Raw genomic sequence first — 19,991 nt, forward strand, 5'->3', positions numbered from 1 at the left:
GCGGTGGCCACTGTCGCGAGGCCGAAGGCGCTGGCCAGGGCGAAGGTGAGGTGGATGGGCCAGTGGGTGTGTTGGGTGGTGGCGCCGTAGGCGGAGCCGAGGAAGCCGCCGCAGGAGAAGAAGGCGTGGAAGGCGGACATGATGGGGCGGGGGTATTCGCGTTCGATGTGGACGGCCTGGGCGTTCATGGAGACGTCGATCGCGCCGTTGCCGAAACCGAAGGCGCACAGGGCCAGAGCGAGGGTGAGGGGTGAGGTGGCGTAGGCGGGGCCGAGGAGGGCCAGGGAGAGGAGGGTGGCGGCGACGGCGGTGAGGGTGCGGCTGCCGAAGCGGTCCGCGAGGGGTCCGGCGGCCTGCATGCCGGTGATGGCGCAGGCCGCCATGAGCAGGATCAGCATGCCCAGGGTGGTGGGCGTGACACCGGTGCGCGCGGTGACGGCGGGGATGTGCACGATCCAGACCGCGGAGAGCATCCCGTTGAGGCCGAACACCGCGAACAGTGCCAGGCGCGCCTTCCGGATCCGGGGAGCGGGCGTCGTAGCGGCCATCGATACGACGCTACCGGGTGCACCCGGCAACTCCCCGTCTTTCATCCCTTCGCGGCCTCGTCGCCGCCTCGGGCTGTGATCCGAATTCTTTGCTGTACAACCTGTTTGATTCCCATTTTAGGCGGGGGCACCGACAAGTTACGCGACCGGTGCGACCGCCCAGACCCCGGAATCCGCCACCTCACGCGCATACTCGGCAAAGTCGCGGGCCTCGCGGCCGAGCGCGCGCCGCACCCCGTCGGTGACGTGCGAATTGCGCCCGTCGAGCACGGTCGCGAACATGTAGTCGAGCAGGCTGACCTCGTCGGTGGGCACGCCGTAGGAGGTCAGCGCGGCCACGAAATCGGTTCGGGTGAGCGGGATGAAGGCGATCTCGCGCCCGGCCGCCGCGGCGATCTCGGCCACCGCGTCGGCGAAGCTCAGCGCACGCGGACCGGTCAGTTCGTAGATCTCACCGGCGTGCCGGTCGTCGAGCAGCGCGGCCACCGCCACCTCGGCGATATCGTCCGCGTGCACGAACGGTTCCGGGGTATCCCCGGTGGGCAGCGCCAGCTCCCCGGCCTGGATGAACTCGGTGAACGCGCCCTCGCTGAAGTTCTGCGCGAACCAGGCGCAGCGGACGATTGTCCAGGTCAGGCCCGAATCCCGAACGATCGCTTCGCATTCCAGCGCCTCGGGCTCCCCGCGACCGGACAGCAACACGATCTTGCGCACCCCCGCCGCCCGGGCGGCGGCGCTGAACGCCTTGATGTCCGCCGGTGCGCCCGGCACCGCCAGATCGGGCTGATAGGACAGGTACACGGCATCGACACCGGCCAGCGCGGCGGCCCAGGTGCCGCGGTCGGTCCAGTCGAACGGGATTGCGGCCGAGCGCGACCCGGCCTGCACCGGCACCCCGCGCGCGCTCAGCAGGGCGGCCACCCGGCCTCCGGTCTTTCCGGTCGAACCGAGCACGAGAACGGCGTTTTCGCTGTTGGAAGCGTTTTCGATGATCATGTATCGAGTACACCGGGATTCCGCCCACGGGAACATGGTTGAGAAGCGCTCGGGCATTTGCAATCGTCTTCGGTATGGATGCGTTGGCCAGTCTGCTCGAAGGACCACGCGCGCGAGCGGCGTTCGTCATGCGCTCGTCGTTCGACCCGCCCTGGTCCCTGCGCATCCGGGACGAGGCCCCGCTGACGCTGGTGGCCGTGGTGCGCGGCGGCGGCTGGGTGGTTCCGGACCCCAAGGGCGGCAAGCCGACTCCGCCGCGGCAGCTGCGCACCAGGGATATCGCGATCTTCCGCGGGCCCGACCACTACACGGTGGCCGACGATCCGGCGACCGAGCCGCAGGTGCTCATCGAACCGGGCAATATCACCACCACCAGGGACGGCGAAGTGCTGTGCGAGGCACTGAGTCTGGGGGTGCGCAACTGGGGCACCAGCGCCGACGCCGAGACCGTGCTGGTCACCGGCACCTACGAGAACGAGTCGGCGGCCAGTCGCCGTCTGCTGCGCGCGCTGCCGCCGATCGCGGTGCTCGGCCGTGGCGAGATCGATGCGCGGGTGCTGGATCTGCTGGTCGACGAGTCCGCCAAGGACCTGCCCGCGCAGGGCGCCATGCTGGATCGACTATTGGACCTGCTGCTGATCGCCGCCCTGCGCGCCTGGTTCTCCCGGGCCGACGCCCCCGCCTGGTACCACGCCTACGGTGACCCGCTGGTCGGCAAGGCCCTGCGTCTCATGCAGCACAATCCGGCCCATCCGTGGACGGTCGCCTCGCTGGCCGCCGAGGTCGGCGTCTCCCGGGCCGCGCTGGCCCGCCGCTTCACCGAACTGGTCGGCGAACCGCCGATGTCCTTCCTCACCGATTGGCGGCTGGCCCTGGCCGCGGACCTGCTGCACGAATCCGACGCCACCCTGGAGTCGATCGCCCGCCGGGTCGGTTACGGCAGCGCCTTCGCCCTGTCCACGGCCTTCAAACGCCATTACGGCATCAGCCCCCGGGACCATCGCGCCACCCCCGACGAGCGCTCCGCCTGACCGGTCGGTAATCCTGCGTCGGTGTCGGGTTATGGTCGCGGGGTGACGCAGGAAACGGGATACCCGGTGCTCTGGCCGGTGCCGACGCGCTGGGCCGACAACGACCACTACGGGCACGTCAACAACGTGACCTACTACTCGTACTTCGATACCGCCGTGAACGCGTGGCTGATTCACGCCACCGGTACCGATATCCGGGATCTGCCCGCCATCGGCATCGTGGCCGAGACCTCCTGCAAGTTCCTGGACTCGCTGAGCTTCCCGGACCAGTTGAAGGTGGGCATTCGCATCGGGCGGCTGGGCAATTCCAGCATCAGCTACGAACTGGCCATCTTCCGCGACGCCGGCGACAGCCTGCGACTGGCCGCCACCGGCACCTTCGTGCACGTGTACGTGGACGAGGAGACCCGCAAGCCGGTGCCGATCCCGGCCGTCATCCGGGCCGCCGCCGAGCCGCTGGTCGTCACCGCCGCGGCCGAAGGCTAGCTAGACCCGGCCCAGCAGGGTCAGCGGATCCTCCAGCAGCGCGGCCACACTCGCCAGGAAGCGCGAGCCCAGCTCGCCGTCGATCATGCGGTGGTCGAAGCTGAGGCCCAGCGTGGTCACCCACCGCACGGCCAGCTCGTCGCGGTGCACCCACGGGCGCTTGCGGATCGAGCCCAGGCACAGGATGGCGCCCTCACCCGGATTCACCAGCGGCACACCGGCATCCACACCGAACACGCCCACATTGGTGAGGGTGAAGGTGCCGCCGGTGAGATCGGCGGGCGTGGCCGTCCCGGCGCGCGCCTTGGCGGCGGCACCGGCGATCTCCAGGCAGATATCGCGCAGCGTGAACCCCTGCGCCTCTTTGAGATTCGGCACCAGCAGCCCCCGCTCGGTCGCGACCGCGAACCCGAGATTCACGTAGTGCTTGGTGATGATCTGCTGGTTCTCCTCGTCCCAGCAGGAATTGATCTCCGGGAACTCGGTGAGCGCGGCCAGGGTGGCGCGCGCGACCAGCGACAGCGGCGTCAGGGTCAGCCCGGTGAAGCTGGGCGTGGCCCGCAGATGCTCGAGCAATTCCATGGACGCCGTGAAATCCGTGGTCACGAAGGTGCTGGCCTGCGGAATGTGCTGGGCGCTGGCCACCATGGCCGCGGCCGTGCGCTTGCGAATGCCGGTGATGGGCGTGCGGGTCTCGCGTTCGACCGGGGCGGTGCGGCCGCCGCTCGGGTGCATGGGCGGCACCTCCGGCGCGGGATGCGCCGTGGGCAGCGCCGTCAGGGTGGCGGGCGGCGGCGGGGTGTGGATCGGAATATGCCCGGCGGCAAAGGATTCCGGGCGCATGCCGTGCAGATCGTCCACGGTGACCGCGCCCTGCGGCCCGGTCCCGATGACGGCGGACAGATCGATCCCGATCTCCCGCGCGAGCTTTCGCGCGGCCGGCGTGGCGGCGGGCCGCCCGGCGGGGGCGGAACTGCCCAGGCCCTCCGGTCCGTCCGAGCCCATGGCGCGGCCGCCGGAATTGGCCGGTGCGTCAGCCGTTTTCGCCGAGGTGCGGACCCGCCGGGACACCGGCTCGCTGTCGGGGCCGTACCCGACCAGCACCGACTGCCGCTCGGCCGGTGCCGCGTCGGCGGCCGCGGCCGGGGCGGCGGGAGCTGCGGTGCCCACCCGGATCAGCGGCGCGCCGACCGGCACGGTGTCGCCCGGCTGCGCCAGCAGTTCCAGGACCGTGCCCGCGTACGGGCTCGGCAGTGCCACTTGCGCCTTCGCGGTCTCGACCTCGGCGATGACCTGGTTCAGGGCCACCGTGTCGCCCACCGCGACGGCCCACGACACCAATTCGGCGTCCGCCAATCCCTCACCGAGATCGGGCAAACGGAATTCCTGGACCTGCTGCTGATCTTCCACCGGGCTTCCTCCGTGCAAAAGGGCTGCCTGCATCAAGGCAAATCAGGCGGCGAGCGTGCGATCGACCGCGGCGAGAATGCGGTCGGGGTCGGGCAGGTGATGCCGCTCGAGTTTAGCCGGGGGGTAGGGGATGTCGAAGCCACCGACGCGCAATACCGGCGATTCCAATTGGTAGAAGCAGCGTTCGGTGATGCGTGCCGCGATTTCCGCTCCCAGCCCGGCGAATACGGGGGCCTCGTGCACCACGATGAGCCGCCCGGTTTTCCGGACCGAGGTTTCGATGGTGTCGAAATCGATCGGCGAGAGGCTGCGCAGATCGATCACCTCGATCGAATGTCCTTCCGACGCCGCGATATCGGCGGCGGTGAGCGCGGTGGCCACGGTGCCGCCGTAGGCGACGATGGTGGCGTCCTCCCCGCTCGCGCACACCCGGGCCTGGTCCAGGGCCAATCCGCCGTCCCGGTCCAGGCGCTCGAAGTCCACCTCGGTCTTGTCCCAATACCGGCGTTTCGGCTCGAAGAAGACGACCGGATCGTCGAGCGCGATGGCCTGGCGGATCATCAGATACGCGTCGGCCGGATTGCTCGGCGACACCACCCGCAGTCCCGCCGTGTGCGCGAAATACGCCTCCGGCGATTCCGAGTGGTGCTCCACCGAGCCGATGCCGCCGCCGAACGGAATGCGAATGGTGATGGGCGCGACCACCTTTCCGCGGGTGCGGAAGTGGATTTTCGCGACCTGCGAGACAATCTGGTCGAAAGCCGGATACACGAATCCGTCGAACTGGATTTCGCACACCGGCCGCAGGCCCCGCAATGCCATTCCGAATGCCGTTCCGATGATTCCGGATTCGGCCAGCGGAGTATCGATGACGCGGTTGTTGCCGAAATCCTTCTGCAGCGTGTCGGTGACCCGGAAGACCCCGCCCAGGCGGCCGATGTCCTCACCCATGAGCACGACCTTGGGGTCGTCCTCGAGTGCCCGGCGCAATCCGAAGTTGATGGCTCCCGCGAAGGTGGTCTTCATTGTCCGACTCCCTCCAGATAGGCGGTGTACTCGCGGCGTTCCTCCTCGATCAGCCGATGCGGGGTGGCGTACACGTGGTCGAACAGCTCGGCGGGATCCGGGTCCGGCATGGTGAGGGTGGCCCCGCGCAGCCGGGTGGCGACATCGTCGGCGCGCTCGGTCACCGCGGCTTCGAAGGCGCTGTCCCACAGTTTCTCTCGCTCCAGCAGCCGCCGGAATCGGTCGATGGGATCGCGGCGCCGCCACAGCTCCAGCTCCGCGTCGGTGCGGTAGCGGGTGGGGTCGTCGGCGGTGGTGTGCGGCCCCATCCGGTAGGTGATGGCCTCGATGAAACTGGGCCCGCCGCCGGAGCGGGCGTGCTGGATGGCCTGCCGGGTCACCGCCAGCACGGCCAGCGCGTCATTGCCGTCGACCTGGATGCCGGGGATGCCGTAGCCGAGGGCGCGGCGGGCGATGGGTGTCGCGCTCTGCACCCGCACCGGTTCGCTGATGGCCCACTGGTTGTTCTGGCAGAAGAACACTACGGGCGCGGACCAGCCGGCCGCGAAACCGAGCGCCTCGGCGATATCGCCCTGACTGGTCGCGCCGTCGCCGAAGTAGGCGATGGTGGCGATCTCGGAGCCCTCCAGATGCGCCGCGTAGGCGTAGCCGGTGGCATGCAGCCCCTGCGCACCGACCACGATGGCCGGATTGGTCATCTTGACCGCGTCGGCGTCCCAGCAGGAATGCGCCGCGCCCCGCCAGAGCCGGGTCAGATCCTCGGGTGCGACACCGCGGCACAGGGCGACGCCTGCCTCGCGGTAGCTGCAGAAAACGTAGTCGTCTGGATGCAGGGCGTGGGCCGAACCGATCTGGGCGGCCTCCTGGCCGAGCAGTGGGGGCCAGAGGCCGAGCTGGCCCTGGCGTTGCAGGGCGGTGGCCTCGGTATCGATGCGGCGGGCCACCACCATGTCGGAATACATGGCGCGCAGGCGTTCACCGTCGATATCGGCGACCAGCGGGGCGTGCGCGCGATCGTGGACGCGGGCACCGTCGGGCTGTACGAGCTGCACCGGGTAGGTGTTCTTCTCGGGCATGGATATCGCCTCCTGACACCGGGTTACACCGTCATCGCTTCGGGATTGTGTCCCTCGAGCAACCGTTGTGTGTCCTGTACCACACAGCATCCTCCGGCTGGCGATCTGCGCAAGTAAGGCGCGCCGAACTGTGCAGAATGCTCGATCGATGGCCGGTCGTGGGTGTCATACTGATCCCCATGAGCAGCAGGGAGCCCATTTCCGCTCCGCTGGACGCCACCGATGCCCGGCTGTTGCTGGAGCTGGTGGCCAACCCGCGCGCCACGGGTGTCGAACTGGCCGCGCGGCTGGGCCTCTCACGCAATACCGTGCAGGCCAGACTGGCTCGCTGGGAGGCTGCCGGGGTCCTGGACAGCTTCGAGCGCCGGGTCTCGCCGCGGGCGCTCGGCTACCCGCTGGCGGCCTTCGTGGCGGTGGTCGTGGACCAGCATCGGCTCGACCCGGTGGTTGCCGAACTGGCCGAGATCCCGGAGGTCACCGAGGTGTGCGGCATGACCGGGCCGACCGATCTGACCGTGCGGGTGGTCGCCACCGACGCCGACGATCTGTACCGGCTGACCGGGCGCATCCTGAAGATTCCGGGCGTCGAGCGCACGAATATGGCGCTGATCATGCGGTCGCTGGTCGGGCCGCGGGTCGCGCCGCTGCTGGATCGCCTCGCCGCGAACGGATCCCGGGCGCTGCCGGATTCGGATCCGGCCTGACACGACCGGTGACGGCCGGTTCCGACGGGCGAATTTCAGTCCAGTTTCGCGGGATTGGCCGCTGACCGCGAGGTGACTGGACCGGGACGATGACCCGATGAGCACCAGCGTCGCCGTCACTCCGGAGGTCGAGACCCCGCGCGGGGTGGGGCTCGGCCAGCCGCTCGGGGCCGGAATCGTCACCGCCCTGGTCGGATTCACCAGCTCGTTCGCGGTGGTACTGGCCGGTCTGACCGCCATGGGCGCCACCTCGGCGCAGGCGGCGTCCGGCCTGCTGGCGGTCTGCGTCACCCAGGCGGTGGGCATGATCGTGCTGAGCCGGCGGTATCGGATGCCCATCACACTGGCCTGGTCCACGCCTGGCGCAGCGCTGCTGGCGAGCACGGGTGCGGTCACCGGCGGGTGGCCCGCGGCGGTGGGCGCGTTCGCGGTGGCGGGGGCGCTGATCGTGCTGACCGGATTCTGGCGGCGGCTGGGCGCGCTGATCGCGGCGATTCCGGTGGAGATCGCGCAGGCCATGCTGGCCGGGGTGCTGCTGCCCATGTGCCTCGCGCCGGTGAAGGCGCTGCCGGTGAGCCCGGCGGTGGTGGTGCCGGTCATCGCCACCTGGCTGGTGCTGCAGCGGTACGCCCCGCGCTGGTCGGTGCTGGCGGCCTTCGCCGTAGCGGCCGTCGGCGCGGGCATCGACATCGCGGTGACACATCGGCATCTCGACGTGTCGGCCATGGTGCCGAACGTGGAATGGACTGTGCCGCACTGGAGTTGGCAGGCCATTGTCGGCGTCGCCATCCCGCTCTACATCGTCACCATGGCGGCGCAGAACATTCCGGGCACCGCGGTCATGAAGACCTTCGACTATCAGGTGCCGTGGCGGGCGGCCATGACCGTCACGGGGATCGGCACCATGCTCGGATCGATCGCGGGCGGGCATGCCATCAATCTGGCCGCCATCAGCGCGGCCCTGTCGGCGGCTCCGTCCGCGCACCCGGATCCGAAACGGCGCTGGATCGCGGCCTGCACGGCGGGTTTTGCGTACTTGATCCTCGCCCTGGCCTCGGGAGCACTGGTCATGCTGGTCGCCGCCGCGCCCAAGGGGGTGCTGGAAACCGTTGCGGGACTTGCTCTTATCGCCACCCTCGCGGGTGCTCTGACCGCTGCGCTCACTCCCGCCACTCATCGCTCCGCCGCCGCTCTCACCTTCCTGGTGGCCGCCTCAGGCATCTCCCTGCTCGGTATCGGCGCAGCCTTCTGGGCCCTCACCGCAGGTCTGGTGGTCCGGTGGTTCCTCCGTCCGCAAGCTGGCTAGGGTGGGGTAGTTCGGCTTCATGATGCGGTGAATCGGCGAAGAGGAGTTGGCTTGAGCGCGGTGCTGATCTCGGTTGCGGAACTTCAGGAGCTGCTGGGCGCGGGCGGGAGCCGGGTGCGACTGCTGGATGTGCGGTGGGCGCTCGGGGATCCCGATGGGCCGCAGCACTATTTGGACGGGCACATTCCCGGGGCCGTATTCGTGGACCTGGAGACCGAACTCGCCGATCCGCCGTCCGCGGCCAAGGGCCGCCACCCGCTGCCGGAGCTGGCGCACCTGCAGAAGTGCGCGCGCAGCTGGGGCGTGTCCGACGGCGACACCGTCGTCGCCTACGACGCCACCGGCGGCATGGCCGCCGCCCGCGCCTGGTGGCTGCTGCGCTGGGCCGGTGTCGCCGATGTCCGCATTCTCGACGGCGGCCTGCCCGCGTGGGAAAAGGCCGGGGGCAAGGTGGTTTCCGGTGACGAGCCGGACCCGGAGCCGGGCACCGTTGTCCTCACTCCGGGCAATATGCCGACCGTCGACGCCGATGGCGCGGCCGGCTGGCAGGGCCTGCTGCTGGACGCTCGCGCGGGCGAACGTTACCGCGGCGAGACCGAGCCGATCGATCCGCGCGCGGGCCACATCCCGGGCGCGGTGAGCGCGCCCACCGCCGAGAACCTCACCGCCACCGGGCATTTCAAGCCGGTCGACGAATTGCGTTCGCGCTTCCAGGGATTCGGCTCGGGCCCGGTCGCGGTGTACTGCGGTTCGGGTGTGACGGCCGCGCACCAGGTGGCCGCGCTGGCGGTGGCGGGCATCGATGCCGCGCTCTACCCGGGCTCCTGGTCGCAGTGGTCCAACGACCCGAAGCGCCCGGCCGCCACCGGCGCGGAGCCCGCCTGAGTATTCCGGTTCAGTTCGGTTTCACCGCGGTGAGAATGCCGGTCGCGAACGGACCCTCGCGGAATTCGATTGTGGTGAAACCGATTTCGGTCAATATATCGCGATAGCGGCGCACATCCACCGTGGCCAGCACGTCGCCGTCGTGATCGTGGCCCTGCGTGCTGCCCTCGCGGTGTGCGGCCAGGCGCGCCATGGCCTTGATGGCCATGCCGCGCAGTCCGCGGGTGGGATGGGTGTCGGCCAGCAGCAGCCGTCCGCCGGGGCGCAGGATGCGGAAGACGTTGGTCAGCGCGGTCTTTCGCTCCGACTCGGGAATGTGGTGCATGGCGAAGGTCGAGGTGGCCACGTCGAAGGACGCCTCCGGGTAGGCGATGGATTGCGCCGGCACCAGCTCGAAGGTGCAGGTGGGGGCGGCGTGCGCGGTCGCGTACTCGATCATCGGACCCGACGCGTCCACGCCGGTCACCCGGCCCTGAGGTCCGGCCTTCCGGGCCAGCGCGTTGGCGAGCCTGCCTGGGCCGCAACCGATGTCGATGGCGCGGTCGCCGGGGCGGATGCCGCTGGCGGTGGCGAAATACTCGACCAGCTTGCCGCCGCGGCCCAGCAGATACACATCGGTGAGCAGGTTGTAGCGGCGCGGCCAGGTGATGAGAGCGCCGACGGGTCGGGATTCGGTAGTGGACACTTGCTTGTTCCGGTTCATGCGATCCATCATCGAAGCATGGAAAACGCCAGGCCAGAGCCACAATCCGGGGATCTGTACGTTTCCGGACACTCGGACGGAATCCGTCCGGGAACGCCCTCGGACCGCCGCGTGCGCCGCACCCGCATGGCCCTGCACCGCGCGCTCATCGAGTTGATGCAGGAGCACGCCTACGCGCGGATCACGGTGCAGGACATCATCGATCGCGCCGATGTCGGCCGCTCGACGTTCTACGCGCACTACCGCGACAAGGACGATCTGTTGCTGGTCAGCTGCGTCGAGCATGTGCGCGGCGAGATTTCGGCGCAGCTGGCCCGCTTCGACGGCGACCCGCCGCCGCTCGCGCCGATCGAGATCCTGTTCCGCCTGGTCGACGCGTATCCGCAGGTCTATCGCCCGCTGGTGGGGCAGCGGTCGAACGCCACCGTGCTGCGGACGATCCGGCAGACCTATGCCGAACTGCTCACCGAGCATCTGGCCGCGCGCCTGGACCCGGCCGAGGCGGCGACCACGGTCACTTTTCTGTCCTGGGGGCTGTACGGATTGCTGGAATCGGTCATGGATCCGCGCCAGGAGCTCACCGCCGAGCAGGCGTACCGCCACTTCGCGCGGCTATGGGCAGCCGCGGGCCACCCGGCGGAGGGCATCGCGGTCGGCGGCGGTGACCGGTAGGCCGTAGTGGCTCGCGGCCGTCAGGTACTTGCCCGCGTAGAAGCAGTGACCGGCCCGCGCGGGCGGCAGCCAATCGCCCGGTGTGCGATCGCCCTTGTCCTCGTTGGTCTTTCCGTCCACCGCCAGCAGGTTGTAGTCGATGTCATTGGCGAACCGCACCCGCTGCGCCACCGGCCACCCGGACGCGCCGAGATCCCACGCGGCCGCCAGCGGATACACGTGATCGATCTGCACCGCCTTGGCCTCGCCCCGCTCGAAGGCGATGCGCTGGCCGGTGTACGTATCGTTCAGCACCCCCGCGACAACCACGCACTCGTCACCGCGCCGGAAGGTCACCTTCGTAAGCTGCCTGGCCAGCACGGCATTGCGACTGTCGCACCCGTCATGCCCACCCGGACCGTCATGATCGTCGGTCCACGCGGGCCCGAACACGCACGCCTGACCATTGCCGCACCCACGCTCGTAACCGCCGGGCCGAGGTCGCTTGGGCACGACCCGAATTCCGGATAGCAGTTGCTCGAGCTGCGCGCGAGTGGGACTGCCCGGCGCCGGTGTCACCTGCCCGATGGATTCGCACCCCGGGACCGCGAGCAGAGTGATCGCCACGCCGAGCAGCCGAAGCAGGAGCCTTCCCCCCTTGTGCCGCACGGCAATACGTATATCGCCCCGGCCCGGTCGAACGGGCCGTCATACGAACTTCGCACCCCCGGGGACCGGGGTGCGGGGGCGGAGCCCCCGGGAATCTCTAGGGGGTTCGGGGGCGAAGCCCCTGAGAGTCCCGAAAGTTGGCTATAGCCAGGCGTGTGCGAGCAGGTCGTCGGCCGCTGTCTCCGAGAGTTGTGGCGGGAAGCGCGTGGCCGCAATGGAATCCACGTGCGCGCCGTCATGTCCGATGAGCCATGAGCCGCCCCGCTCCTCGCATTCGGCGATCTTGGCGAAGACGGTGAGCAGGAAGCTGATGGAATCGCGAGGGTCGGCGGTGCGGGCGAGGCGCTGCGACTCGCCGGGCCGGGAAAGATCCAGCCACACCCCGGACTGCCCGTCCAGGCGCATCCCCACGATCTTGGTCGTGTCCACGAAGGTGAATTTCCGCCGTTCCCACGGAGTGGTGGGCGTGAAGCTCTGCTCGAGCACTTGGAGCAGAATCGTCATCTGCACGGCCTCCCTACGGTCTCGAAAGGTCCACGGCCCCGGATTGAGTCGCGGATGGATTGTCGGGTGCGCCCCGCAAGGCCGCTATCCGGGAACAACAACGTTGTGCACTGGACACAGCTGACACCGACCTACACGGTGACCTGCGGATTTATCCAGTATGTGCCGTATCCGATCAGAAATAAAGACCCGTTAGGGGCGGTGATTTGCCCTATTTCGGGCGTACGGCCGAATGGGGTAGCCCGGCGTTGTCGGAGGGGGCTGGTTGGATGGTCGGATGCTGCACGGACTGTGGTCTTCGGGGTCGGGATTGGTGCTCTGGCACGATCCCGCCGATGCCGTGGCGGCCATCGACGCGCTGAGCGTGCCGGACCCGTTGGGGTCGATAGTGCAGGCGTCCAAGTGGCGGCACAAAGCCCAGGTCATGGTGGTGGGGCCGGACAGGCCGGAGAAGACGCAGGTGCGGGCGCACGCGTTGGCTCCCGAGATGGCCGCCAAGGTGTTGTTGCAGGAGCTTCCGGCCCGGCAGGTCGCGGGGGATCTGCGGTTTCTCGGGCATGTGGCGCGCGGGGTGGATCGGTGGGTGCGGGCGGGGCGGATGGTGCCCGAGGTGTCGCGGGATGACGGCGAGTGGTGGGTGCGGTGGCGGCTGCTGGGCGGGCAGCGGCAGCGTGCCTGGCTGGCGGAGTTGGCGGTGGCCATGCCCGCGGCCCTGCAAGTGGCGGGGAAGCCGACCGAGCTGCTCGAGAATCTGATCGCGGAATTGGCCGATCCCATCGCGCGGATGCGGATCCCCGCGCAGGCCGAGGAGCCGGTACCGCATCCCTTGCTTACTGCGCTGCTCGAAGCCACGGCTTTGGAGACGGGCTCGCATCGGGTGGCGGCGGTGCTGGAGGACTGGCGCACCAGTCTGACCGCGGACGAGCCGGAACTGGTGCTTCGGCTGCTGGAACCGGACGGGGACGATCTGGGCGAGCTGTGGCGGCTCGAGGTGTGCCTGCGCGCGGAAGGTGAAGCGCCGCAACCGGTTCTGCTGCCGGGGGATCCGCAGTTGATGCGGATCGCGGGGGAGAAGCTGGCGGCCGCCAAGCAGGCGTACCCGCGGCTGCGGGATCTGCCCGGCGACGCGCGCAGCATGGATCTGTTCCTGCCCACCGAGGTGGTGCTGGATCTGGTCGCGCACGGCGCCGCCGCGCTGCGCGAGACCGGGGCGCGGCTCATGCTGCCGCGGGCCTGGCGGGTCGCGGCGCCGGCGATGAAGCTGAAGGTGGAGAGCCCGGCCGCCACCGAAACCGCCGTCGGGCTCAAGGGTTTGGTGTCGTTCCGGTGGGAGCTGGCGCTGGGCGACACCGTGCTCTCGGCCGCCGAGATGGCGCGCATGGTGGAGGCGAAATCGGATCTGGTGCGGCTGCGCGGGGAATGGGTGCAGGCCGATCACCGCATGCTGGCGGCCGCGGCCGACTATGTGTCGGGGCGCACCGACGAGACCGAGACCACCATCGGTGGCCTGTTCGCGGAGCTGTCTCAGCATCCGGTGATCGGGGTGCCGCTGGAGGAGGTCAGCGCGACCGGTTGGGCCGCAGAGCTTTTCGACGGCGAACGGCACACCGAACCGGTGCCGGACCCGGTTGGGTTGAAGGCGCAGCTGCGTCCGTATCAGCAGCGCGGGCTGGCGTGGCTGGCCACCATGAGCAGGCTGGGCTGCGGCGCGATCCTCGCCGACGATATGGGTCTGGGCAAGACCGTGCAGGTGCTGGCGCTGCTGGTGCATGAGCGTGAAACAGCAGCTGCCGCAGGTGAATCGGATGGCATCGGCCCTACCTTGCTGGTGTGCCCGATGTCGGTGGTCGGCAACTGGCAGCGCGAGACCGAGCGCTTCGCGCCGGACCTGCGGGTGCTGGTGCACCACGGAGCCGGTCGGCTCAGCGGCGCGAAATTCGATGCGGCGGTGGCCGATTCGGATCTGGTGATTACCACATACGCCCTGCTGGCCCGCGATGTCGAGGAGCTGAAGCGGCAGCAGTGGCAGCGGGTCGCACTCGACGAGGCGCAGCACATCAAGAACGCCGCCACCCGGCAGTCCCGGGCGGCGCGGCTGGTTCCGGCGCGACATCGACTGGCGCTCACCGGAACTCCGGTGGAGAACCGGCTGGAGGAGCTGCGGTCGATCCTGGATTTCGCCAATCCGAAGCTGCTCGGGAAGGCGTCGGAGTTCCATTCGCGCTTCGCGGTGCCCATCGAACGCGAGCACGACGAGAACGCGATCACCCGGCTGCGGGCCATCACCTCGCCGTTCGTGCTGCGGCGGGTGAAGACCGATCCCGCCGTCATCAGCGACCTGCCCGAGAAGATCGAGATGACGGTGCGGGCCAACCTCACCGTGGAGCAGGCGGCGCTGTATCAGGCCGTGCTGGACGATATGTCGGCCAAGCTGAAGGCCGCCAAGGGCATGGAGCGCAAGGGCGCGGTGCTGGCGGCGCTGACCCGGCTCAAGCAGGTGTGCAACCATCCCGCGCACTTCCTCAATGACGGGTCGGGGGTGCTGAGGCGTGGTCACCACCGGTCCGGGAAGCTCGGCCTGGTGGAAGACATCCTGGAATCGGTCATCGCCGATGGCGAGCGCGCCCTGCTGTTCACCCAGTTCGCCGAGTTCGGGAATCTGATCGGCCCGTACCTGTCCGAGCGTTTCGGCACCGAGGTGCCGTTCCTGCACGGCGGTGTGAGCAAGCAGCGGCGTGATGCCATGGTCACCGGGTTCCAGGAGGAGGACGGTCCGCCGCTGATGCTGTTGTCGCTCAAGGCCGGTGGCACGGGGCTCAATCTGACCGCCGCCAATCACGTTGTGCACCTGGACCGCTGGTGGAATCCGGCGGTCGAGAACCAGGCCACCGACCGGGCCTTCCGCATCGGCCAGCGCCGCGACGTCCAGGTCCGCAAGCTGGTGTGCGTCGACACCATCGAGGAGCGGGTGGACGACATGCTGAAGGGTAAGAGCCAACTCGCGGATCTGACCGTCGGCACCGGGGAGAACTGGATCACCGAACTCGGCGACGAGGAACTGCGGGCCCTGTTCGCGCTCGGATCGGAGGCGGTCGGCGAATGAACGACTATGTCGACTTCAGCGAGTACGGCAAGCGACGCCCGGTGCGCGGCGGCGTTCCCGCACGCAGCCGCCGCGGCACCGCGTTCGCCCGAACCTGGTGGGGCCGCGCCTTTCTGGAGGCCGTCGAGCACGTCGCCGACGCCGGGCGTCTGGCTCGTGGCCGCTCTTACGCCCGCACCGGGCAGGTGGTCAACTACCGGCTGGAGCCAGGCATGGTGAGCGCGGAAGTCCAGGGCAGCCAGCCGCGCCCGTTCAGTTCCGTCCTCACCATGCGCCAGCTGCGCGACGACCGCCTCGACGAGCTGGTGGACCTGGTCCGCGCCACGCCCGGCATGCTCGGCGAGATCGCCGCGGGCACCCTGCCGCAGACGCTCGGGCCGCTGCTTCTTCCCACTACCGCGTCGGAGCTCGACTTCGCCTGCAGCTGCCCAGATTCCGGCTGGCCGTGCAAGCATGTGGCCGCCATCTGCTACGTCATCGCCGAACGCCTCGATGAGCATCCCAACGATTTGCTGACGCTGCGCGGCGTGGAAATCGACGACCTCATCGGCAATGTCCAGCGCGAGATCCAAGCGACGGACACCACAGATCTCTACGGCAACGACACCGCCCTGCCGAAGCTCCCCAAGCCCGACTTCCATCCGGCCCCGGACGATCTCGATGCCGTCCTGCTCCGCCAGGCCCTGCGCATGACCGCCGAGGACGAGCAGCAGGTGGCCGCCGGACTTCGGCAACTACGCGCCCTCTACCGCTCCCTCGACAACTGACGGGGTGAGGGTCAGGCGGTTGCCGTGCGGGTGGCCGGTCGGCTCGGGCTGCGCCGCTTGCCGAGTGAGCTGAAGCGGTAGTCGCGCAGGTCGAAATGGGCTGCGCGCCAAGCGGCTTCAGGGGTGCTCATGGCGCGCAGGGGCACGTCGCCGTTCTTGTCGAAGTAGTAGCTGTTGGCCAGTGCGCAGCTGTCCTGCCAGAAGACCTGGGTCCCGCGGCGGGACAGCATCTCCTGGAAGTAGCGGTCGTTCGCCTCGGCGGTCACCTCGATGTGGGTGGCGGCCTGGCGGCGGGCGTGGCGGAGCAGGCGCAGGATGTGGGTGGTCTGCATTTCGATGAGGGTGAAGTAGGACGCGCCGTTGTAGCCGTAGGGGCCGATGATGGTGAAGAAGTTGGGGAAGCCCGGAATGCTGACGCCCTCGTAGGCCTGCAGGCGGTGGGTGTCCCACCAGTCCTCCAGCCGGATGCCGCCGCTGCCGTGCAGGTCGAAGGTGGGCATATTGCCGGACTCCATGACCTTGAAGCCGGTGGCCATGATCAGCACGTCGACCTGGTGGTGGCGGCCGGTGGTGCGCAGGCCGCTGGCGGTGATCTCGGTGATGGGATCGGTTTCCAGGGTGACGTTCTCGCGGTTGAAGGTCTTCAGGTAGTCGTTGGAGAACGAGGGCCGCTTGCAGCCGAGCGCGTATTTCGGGGTGAGCTTCTCGCGGATCTCGGGATCCTTCACCTGATCGCGCAGGTGCGCCAGCCCTTGCCGCTCACCGAGCTTCACGATCGGCAGCACCTTGTAGTAGTGCGCCGAGAGCGGGAAGGTGAGCTCCACGAACGCCTGGCTCAGCCAGCGGGTGAGGAACTGCCCGCCCGGCAGCCGCATGAGCGCCCGCGCGGCCGACGGCATGGGCGCGTCCGGCCGGGGCAGGCACCAGATAGGAGTGCGCTGGAAGACAACGAGTTCCGACACCTCCGGCGCGATCTCCGGAATGATCTGGATGGCCGAGGCCCCGGTGCCGATGATGCCGACCCGCTTGCCGCGCAGATCGATGCCGTGATCCCAGCGGGCAGTGTGCATGGTGAGACCCCGGAACCGTTCCGCGCCAGGGATATCCGGCCGCTTCGGCCGGGTCAGCACGCCGGTCGCGCCGATGAGGTACCGGCAGGTGAGCTCGTCGCCGTCCGAGGTGTGCAGCCGCCACAGGTGCAGGGCGTCATCGAAATCAGCGCGATCGATATTCGTGCCGAACCGGATACGCGGCCGCAGCCCATACTTCTTCACGCAGTGCTCGGCATAGGCCTTCAGCTCCCGCCCCGGCGCGTACACCCGCGACCAGGACCGCTGCTTCTCGAACGAGTACTGATAGCTGAACGACGGAATATCCACCGCGATACCGGGATAGGTGTTCCAATGCCAGGTCCCGCCCACCCCGTCCGCCTCGTCGATCATGACAAAGTCGTGGAACCCGGCCTTGCGCAGGGCGATCGCGGTCCCGATTCCCGAGAAGCCCGCGCCCACAATGACGATCTCATGGTCCACCACAGTGCCGGTCACAGCGATTCCTCCGCGTAGATGATGCAGTCCACCCGATGCTCGACCCCGTCCACGGTGCGAATCCCGAGCGGCGCGAGGCGGGCGATGGGCCAGCTGATGAGCGTGCAATTGTCCCGCCCAAGCGCCCGGTAGTAGCGACCGTGCACGCGCACATCGGCCGGGCGGTCCGGGGTGAGCTGCCGCCGCTGCCACGAATCCCCCACCTGTGCGCGAAGATTCGCCTCGGCCACCCGCCGCAGGACGAGGTGCCCACACCAGCGCATTATGCCCGCGCCGACCTGCTCGAGCCCGGACATCACCGAGGCGGCGGCCGGGGCGCCGGAACCGGTGGGCCGCCCGGGTGCGGAGGCGGCTCCGTCGCGCGGCGGAGCGCTCACCCCGGCGGCATCCAGTGCACCGGGCAGGGAAGCAGCGGTGTGGGCGCGCAGGGTGCCCAGCAGCCCGGACGGCAATTGGCGCAGCAGCGCTCGCGCCCCGGGGATCGGCGGGGTGGGCAGGATCCAGATCGGGTCGTGCTGGAAGACGGTGACGCGCCGGGCCTGCGCGACGACCGGGGGCACCACCCGGGCCAGCGCCGTCCCGCCACCGATGACCGCCACGTGCAGCCGGTCGAGCTCGCGCTGGTCCCGCCAATGGGTGCAATGGATCTGAGGGCCTGCGTAGCCGTCGCGGGCTCTGCCCTCGCCGCCACGGCGAATCGGGGCGGTCATTTCGCCACCGGCTCGTAGGTGAGGGCCTTGGACCAGGACGGAGTGCGGCGCAGCACACGGATGGGGAAGTGGTCGATGGCCTTGTTGAGCGCGTCGTTGACGCCCTGGATCGGCTGCCAGCGATTGATGGTGGCCATGCCGTGCAGGCGGACCACGTGGTAGAGGGGCACGCGTTTGATGTCGGGGCTGCGTTCACCGGCTTTCTCGTAGCGGCGCACGGCATTCCAGAGCTTCTCCTCGTCGAGTCCCATCGCCATGATGTTGGTGGACATGCGCGAGAGCAGCGGCGTGTAGAGCAGCGCACCCATGAGGATGCTGGGTCGCAGCGCGTAACCCGCCGACTCGATGGCGAGCCGCCGCATGGGTCCCGCGCCGAGCTGTTCGAGGACCTGGAATCCGACGGCGAGATGCCGGGACTCGTCGCTGTTGATGTGCCGGAACACCTCGTGGCACAGCGGGTCTCGGACCTCGTCGAGCAGGAATTTCACCAGCGCGCCGTCCAGGGCGCACTCGAGTGACGGGATCACCGTGCCGAGCACGGGCAGGGTCAGGCCGTCGCCGTAGCGGTCCAGCCACTGGATGACGAGCCGAATGTTCTTGTTGGGCAGCGGCATCGCATCCCCGTCGAGCATGCCCCAGCGTCGCATCAGCGCCAGTTCGGCATTGGCGTGCTTCTGCTCCTCGGCGTGGAAGTAGCGGTAGATCTCCTTGAGCGGCCCGTCCGGTGCGCGCAGGGTGAGCGCGGCGAACCCGCGCGCGCCCACATGTTCGATCCACACCAGGTCGGCCATGAATTTCGCCAGGGCGGGCCGCTGCTCGTCGGTGATGAGCTCGGCTCCCGGTGCGCCCCAGTCGATGTCGGCCAGCGCCCACTGCCGATCCTGGATGACGGTGAGCATGTCGGAATACGCGAACGCCATTGTTCAACTCCTCGGGTGTGGCTACCGCACCAGCCGCTCCAGCAGTCCGGCGGCGCGGGTGTAGGGCTCGGGCAGCAGTCGCTTGGACTGCCAGATGGCCTTGGCCTCGATTTGCGGGACCACGTAGAACTGGCCGCGGTCCACGGCGTCGAGGGTGGTGCGGGCGATGGCGGCCGGCGGGCGGCCGGTCCAGCGGATCAGGCGGTCGCCCCAGCGCTGCAGGCTGTCGTCGCCGATCGAAACGCCCTCCAGGATATTGGTTTTCACGCCGGTGGGGCACAGTACGGTGACGGTCACGTCGGTGCCGGACAGCTCCGCGGCGAGGGTCTCCGACAGCGCCAGTACGCCCGCCTTGCTCACGTTGTAGGCGGCCATGCGCGGCGCGGAACCGAAGGCGGCCGCGGAGGCGACATTCACGATCGACCCGTGCCCCGCCTCGCGCAATCGCGGTGTGAAGACATGGCAGCCGTGAATGACGCCCCACAGGTTCACATCCAGCACCTCGTGCCATTCGGCGGGCGGAGTTTCGCCGATCAGCGTGCCGCCGCGCCCGATACCCGCATTGTTGACGACCACATCCGGGGCCTTGCCGAACCACTCTTCGGCGGTGTGCGCCAGCGCGGTGACCTCGGCCAGGCTGCTCACGTCGCAGACGGTATCGAACGCCTTTCCGCCTGCGGCACTGACCAATTCGACGGTCTCCCGCGCCCGCTCGGCACTGATATCGGAACAGACGACCCGTCCACCCCGCTTGGCCAGTTCGATGGCGAAGGCCCGCCCGATGCCGCTGCCCGCACCGGTCACCACCGCATCCGCCTGCCGAGTACGGCGAGACCCGCCGAAGGGATTGAGTCGCATGGGAACTCCCGGAGCTGTACCACCCGGGCAGTCAATTGGTGGCGTCTGCCACCACTGGCCGCACCTGCCACCAATTAGGCTCCGGGTGCGC

Annotated in this window: 19 protein-coding genes and 1 pseudogene; 8 read left to right on the forward strand and 12 right to left on the reverse strand. The window is 69.0% G+C overall.

Going from position 1 to position 19,991, the window contains the following annotated elements; translation table 11 throughout:
• The coding region (locus ACAM49_RS05700; RefSeq protein ID WP_369634392.1) for an MFS transporter at positions 1-548 on the reverse strand (548 nt) is incomplete at its 3' end.
• Between the two features lie 138 nt (positions 549-686).
• On the reverse strand, positions 687-1,544 hold the full coding sequence (locus ACAM49_RS05705) for an NAD(P)H-binding protein (protein WP_369634393.1): 858 nt from the start codon (positions 1,542-1,544) through the stop codon (positions 687-689).
• A 74-nt stretch (positions 1,545-1,618) separates the two neighbouring features.
• Here ACAM49_RS05705 and ACAM49_RS05710 point away from each other — a divergent pair, with 74 nt between their 5' ends.
• Positions 1,619-2,575 (forward strand): cupin domain-containing protein, encoded by a 957-nt coding sequence (locus ACAM49_RS05710; protein ID WP_369634394.1) that lies wholly within the window; start codon positions 1,619-1,621, stop codon positions 2,573-2,575.
• A 42-nt stretch (positions 2,576-2,617) separates the two neighbouring features.
• On the forward strand, positions 2,618-3,061 hold the full coding sequence (locus ACAM49_RS05715) for an acyl-CoA thioesterase (RefSeq protein ID WP_369634395.1): 444 nt from the start codon (positions 2,618-2,620) through the stop codon (positions 3,059-3,061).
• Here ACAM49_RS05715 and ACAM49_RS05720 read toward each other — a convergent pair whose 3' ends face one another.
• The 3 genes from ACAM49_RS05720 to pdhA are packed head-to-tail and all read right to left on the reverse strand — an operon-like array spanning position 3,062 to position 6,573.
• Positions 3,062-4,504, reverse strand: coding sequence for a dihydrolipoamide acetyltransferase family protein (locus tag ACAM49_RS05720; protein ID WP_369634396.1), 1,443 nt, complete (start codon positions 4,502-4,504; stop codon positions 3,062-3,064). It lies immediately after the preceding gene.
• Between the two features lie 9 nt (positions 4,505-4,513).
• On the reverse strand, positions 4,514-5,497 hold the full coding sequence (locus ACAM49_RS05725; RefSeq protein ID WP_040805121.1) for an alpha-ketoacid dehydrogenase subunit beta: 984 nt from the start codon (positions 5,495-5,497) through the stop codon (positions 4,514-4,516).
• Entirely contained in the window at positions 5,494-6,573 is a 1,080-nt protein-coding gene (pdhA, locus tag ACAM49_RS05730; RefSeq protein WP_369634397.1) for a pyruvate dehydrogenase (acetyl-transferring) E1 component subunit alpha, read from the reverse strand. The genes ACAM49_RS05725 and pdhA overlap by 4 nt, the downstream gene beginning before the upstream one ends.
• Before the next feature lie 179 nt (positions 6,574-6,752).
• On the opposite strand from pdhA, the gene ACAM49_RS05735 reads away from it, so the two are divergent.
• The 3 genes from ACAM49_RS05735 (at position 6,753) to ACAM49_RS05745 (ending at position 9,468) form a co-directional block, all read left to right on the forward strand.
• Positions 6,753-7,277: an Lrp/AsnC family transcriptional regulator gene (locus ACAM49_RS05735; RefSeq protein WP_369634398.1), complete on the forward strand. Its 525-nt coding sequence runs from the start codon at positions 6,753-6,755 to the stop codon at positions 7,275-7,277.
• Positions 7,278-7,374: 97 nt separating this feature from the next.
• The gene (locus ACAM49_RS05740; RefSeq protein WP_369634399.1) at positions 7,375-8,583 is read left to right on the forward strand and encodes a benzoate/H(+) symporter BenE family transporter; all 1,209 of its coding nucleotides are present in this window, start codon (positions 7,375-7,377) and stop codon (positions 8,581-8,583) included.
• Between the two features lie 63 nt (positions 8,584-8,646).
• On the forward strand, positions 8,647-9,468 hold the full coding sequence (locus tag ACAM49_RS05745; RefSeq protein ID WP_369634449.1) for a sulfurtransferase: 822 nt from the start codon (positions 8,647-8,649) through the stop codon (positions 9,466-9,468).
• Positions 9,469-9,478: 10 nt separating this feature from the next.
• On the opposite strand, the gene ACAM49_RS05750 is transcribed toward ACAM49_RS05745, so the two are convergent.
• On the reverse strand, positions 9,479-10,171 hold the full coding sequence (locus tag ACAM49_RS05750; protein ID WP_369634400.1) for a class I SAM-dependent methyltransferase: 693 nt from the start codon (positions 10,169-10,171) through the stop codon (positions 9,479-9,481).
• 111 nt (positions 10,172-10,282) lie between these two features.
• On the opposite strand from ACAM49_RS05750, the gene ACAM49_RS05755 reads away from it, so the two are divergent.
• A complete protein-coding gene (locus ACAM49_RS05755; protein WP_369634401.1) occupies positions 10,283-10,843 on the forward strand; it encodes a TetR/AcrR family transcriptional regulator in 561 nt (186 codons plus the stop codon).
• Here the strand turns inward: ACAM49_RS05755 and ACAM49_RS05760 are convergent.
• The gene (locus ACAM49_RS05760) at positions 10,784-11,449 is read right to left on the reverse strand and encodes an HNH endonuclease family protein (RefSeq protein ID WP_369634402.1); all 666 of its coding nucleotides are present in this window, start codon (positions 11,447-11,449) and stop codon (positions 10,784-10,786) included. The two genes, ACAM49_RS05755 and ACAM49_RS05760, sit on opposite strands and share 60 nt — an antisense overlap.
• 183 nt (positions 11,450-11,632) lie before the next feature.
• A complete protein-coding gene (locus tag ACAM49_RS05765; protein ID WP_040805124.1) occupies positions 11,633-11,995 on the reverse strand; it encodes a hypothetical protein in 363 nt (120 codons plus the stop codon).
• A 277-nt stretch (positions 11,996-12,272) separates the two neighbouring features.
• Between ACAM49_RS05765 and ACAM49_RS05770 the strand changes: the two genes are divergently transcribed.
• Together ACAM49_RS05770 and ACAM49_RS05775 are read left to right on the forward strand one after the other, a co-directional pair.
• Entirely contained in the window at positions 12,273-15,098 is a 2,826-nt protein-coding gene (locus tag ACAM49_RS05770) for a DEAD/DEAH box helicase (RefSeq protein WP_369634403.1), read from the forward strand.
• Entirely contained in the window at positions 15,095-15,865 is a 771-nt protein-coding gene (locus tag ACAM49_RS05775) for an SWIM zinc finger family protein (RefSeq protein WP_369634404.1), read from the forward strand. The genes ACAM49_RS05770 and ACAM49_RS05775 overlap by 4 nt, the downstream gene beginning before the upstream one ends.
• An 11-nt stretch (positions 15,866-15,876) precedes the next feature.
• Here ACAM49_RS05775 and ACAM49_RS05780 read toward each other — a convergent pair whose 3' ends face one another.
• The 4 genes and pseudogenes from ACAM49_RS05780 to ACAM49_RS05795 all read right to left on the reverse strand — a co-directional run bounded on the left by ACAM49_RS05780 (position 15,877) and on the right by ACAM49_RS05795 (position 19,900).
• A complete protein-coding gene (locus tag ACAM49_RS05780) occupies positions 15,877-17,412 on the reverse strand; it encodes a flavin-containing monooxygenase (RefSeq protein ID WP_369634405.1) in 1,536 nt (511 codons plus the stop codon).
• A gap of 11 nt (positions 17,413-17,423) precedes the next feature.
• Positions 17,424-17,654 (reverse strand): annotated as a pseudogene (locus ACAM49_RS05785) (4-hydroxyacetophenone monooxygenase); the annotation flags it as partial.
• A gap of 464 nt (positions 17,655-18,118) precedes the next feature.
• Positions 18,119-19,042 (reverse strand): ferritin-like domain-containing protein, encoded by a 924-nt coding sequence (locus tag ACAM49_RS05790; RefSeq protein ID WP_369634406.1) that lies wholly within the window; start codon positions 19,040-19,042, stop codon positions 18,119-18,121.
• 21 nt (positions 19,043-19,063) lie between these two features.
• A complete protein-coding gene (locus tag ACAM49_RS05795; protein ID WP_369634407.1) occupies positions 19,064-19,900 on the reverse strand; it encodes an SDR family NAD(P)-dependent oxidoreductase in 837 nt (278 codons plus the stop codon).
• Positions 19,901-19,991: the final 91 nt, after the last annotated feature.

The organism is Nocardia sp. JMUB6875, from assembly GCF_041154655.1.
Lineage (GTDB): Bacteria > Actinomycetota > Actinomycetes > Mycobacteriales > Mycobacteriaceae > Nocardia.

Bases quoted from the DNA above. Each gene is read 5' to 3' on its own strand.
- ACAM49_RS05705 (WP_369634393.1), bottom strand. From the start codon at position 1,544: ATGATCATCGAAAACGCTTCCAACAGCGAAAACGCCGTTCTCGTGCTC.
- ACAM49_RS05710 (WP_369634394.1), top strand. From the start codon at position 1,619: ATGGATGCGTTGGCCAGTCTGCTCGAAGGACCACGCGCGCGAGCGGCG.
- ACAM49_RS05720 (WP_369634396.1), bottom strand. From the start codon at position 4,504: ATGCAGGCAGCCCTTTTGCACGGAGGAAGCCCGGTGGAAGATCAGCAG.
- ACAM49_RS05725 (WP_040805121.1), bottom strand. From the start codon at position 5,497: ATGAAGACCACCTTCGCGGGAGCCATCAACTTCGGATTGCGCCGGGCA.
- pdhA (WP_369634397.1), bottom strand. From the start codon at position 6,573: ATGCCCGAGAAGAACACCTACCCGGTGCAGCTCGTACAGCCCGACGGT.
- ACAM49_RS05735 (WP_369634398.1), top strand. From the start codon at position 6,753: ATGAGCAGCAGGGAGCCCATTTCCGCTCCGCTGGACGCCACCGATGCC.
- ACAM49_RS05740 (WP_369634399.1), top strand. From the start codon at position 7,375: ATGAGCACCAGCGTCGCCGTCACTCCGGAGGTCGAGACCCCGCGCGGG.
- ACAM49_RS05750 (WP_369634400.1), bottom strand. From the start codon at position 10,171: ATGAACCGGAACAAGCAAGTGTCCACTACCGAATCCCGACCCGTCGGC.
- ACAM49_RS05765 (WP_040805124.1), bottom strand. From the start codon at position 11,995: ATGACGATTCTGCTCCAAGTGCTCGAGCAGAGCTTCACGCCCACCACT.
- ACAM49_RS05770 (WP_369634403.1), top strand. From the start codon at position 12,273: ATGCTGCACGGACTGTGGTCTTCGGGGTCGGGATTGGTGCTCTGGCAC.
- ACAM49_RS05775 (WP_369634404.1), top strand. From the start codon at position 15,095: ATGAACGACTATGTCGACTTCAGCGAGTACGGCAAGCGACGCCCGGTG.
- ACAM49_RS05790 (WP_369634406.1), bottom strand. From the start codon at position 19,042: ATGGCGTTCGCGTATTCCGACATGCTCACCGTCATCCAGGATCGGCAG.
- ACAM49_RS05795 (WP_369634407.1), bottom strand. From the start codon at position 19,900: ATGCGACTCAATCCCTTCGGCGGGTCTCGCCGTACTCGGCAGGCGGAT.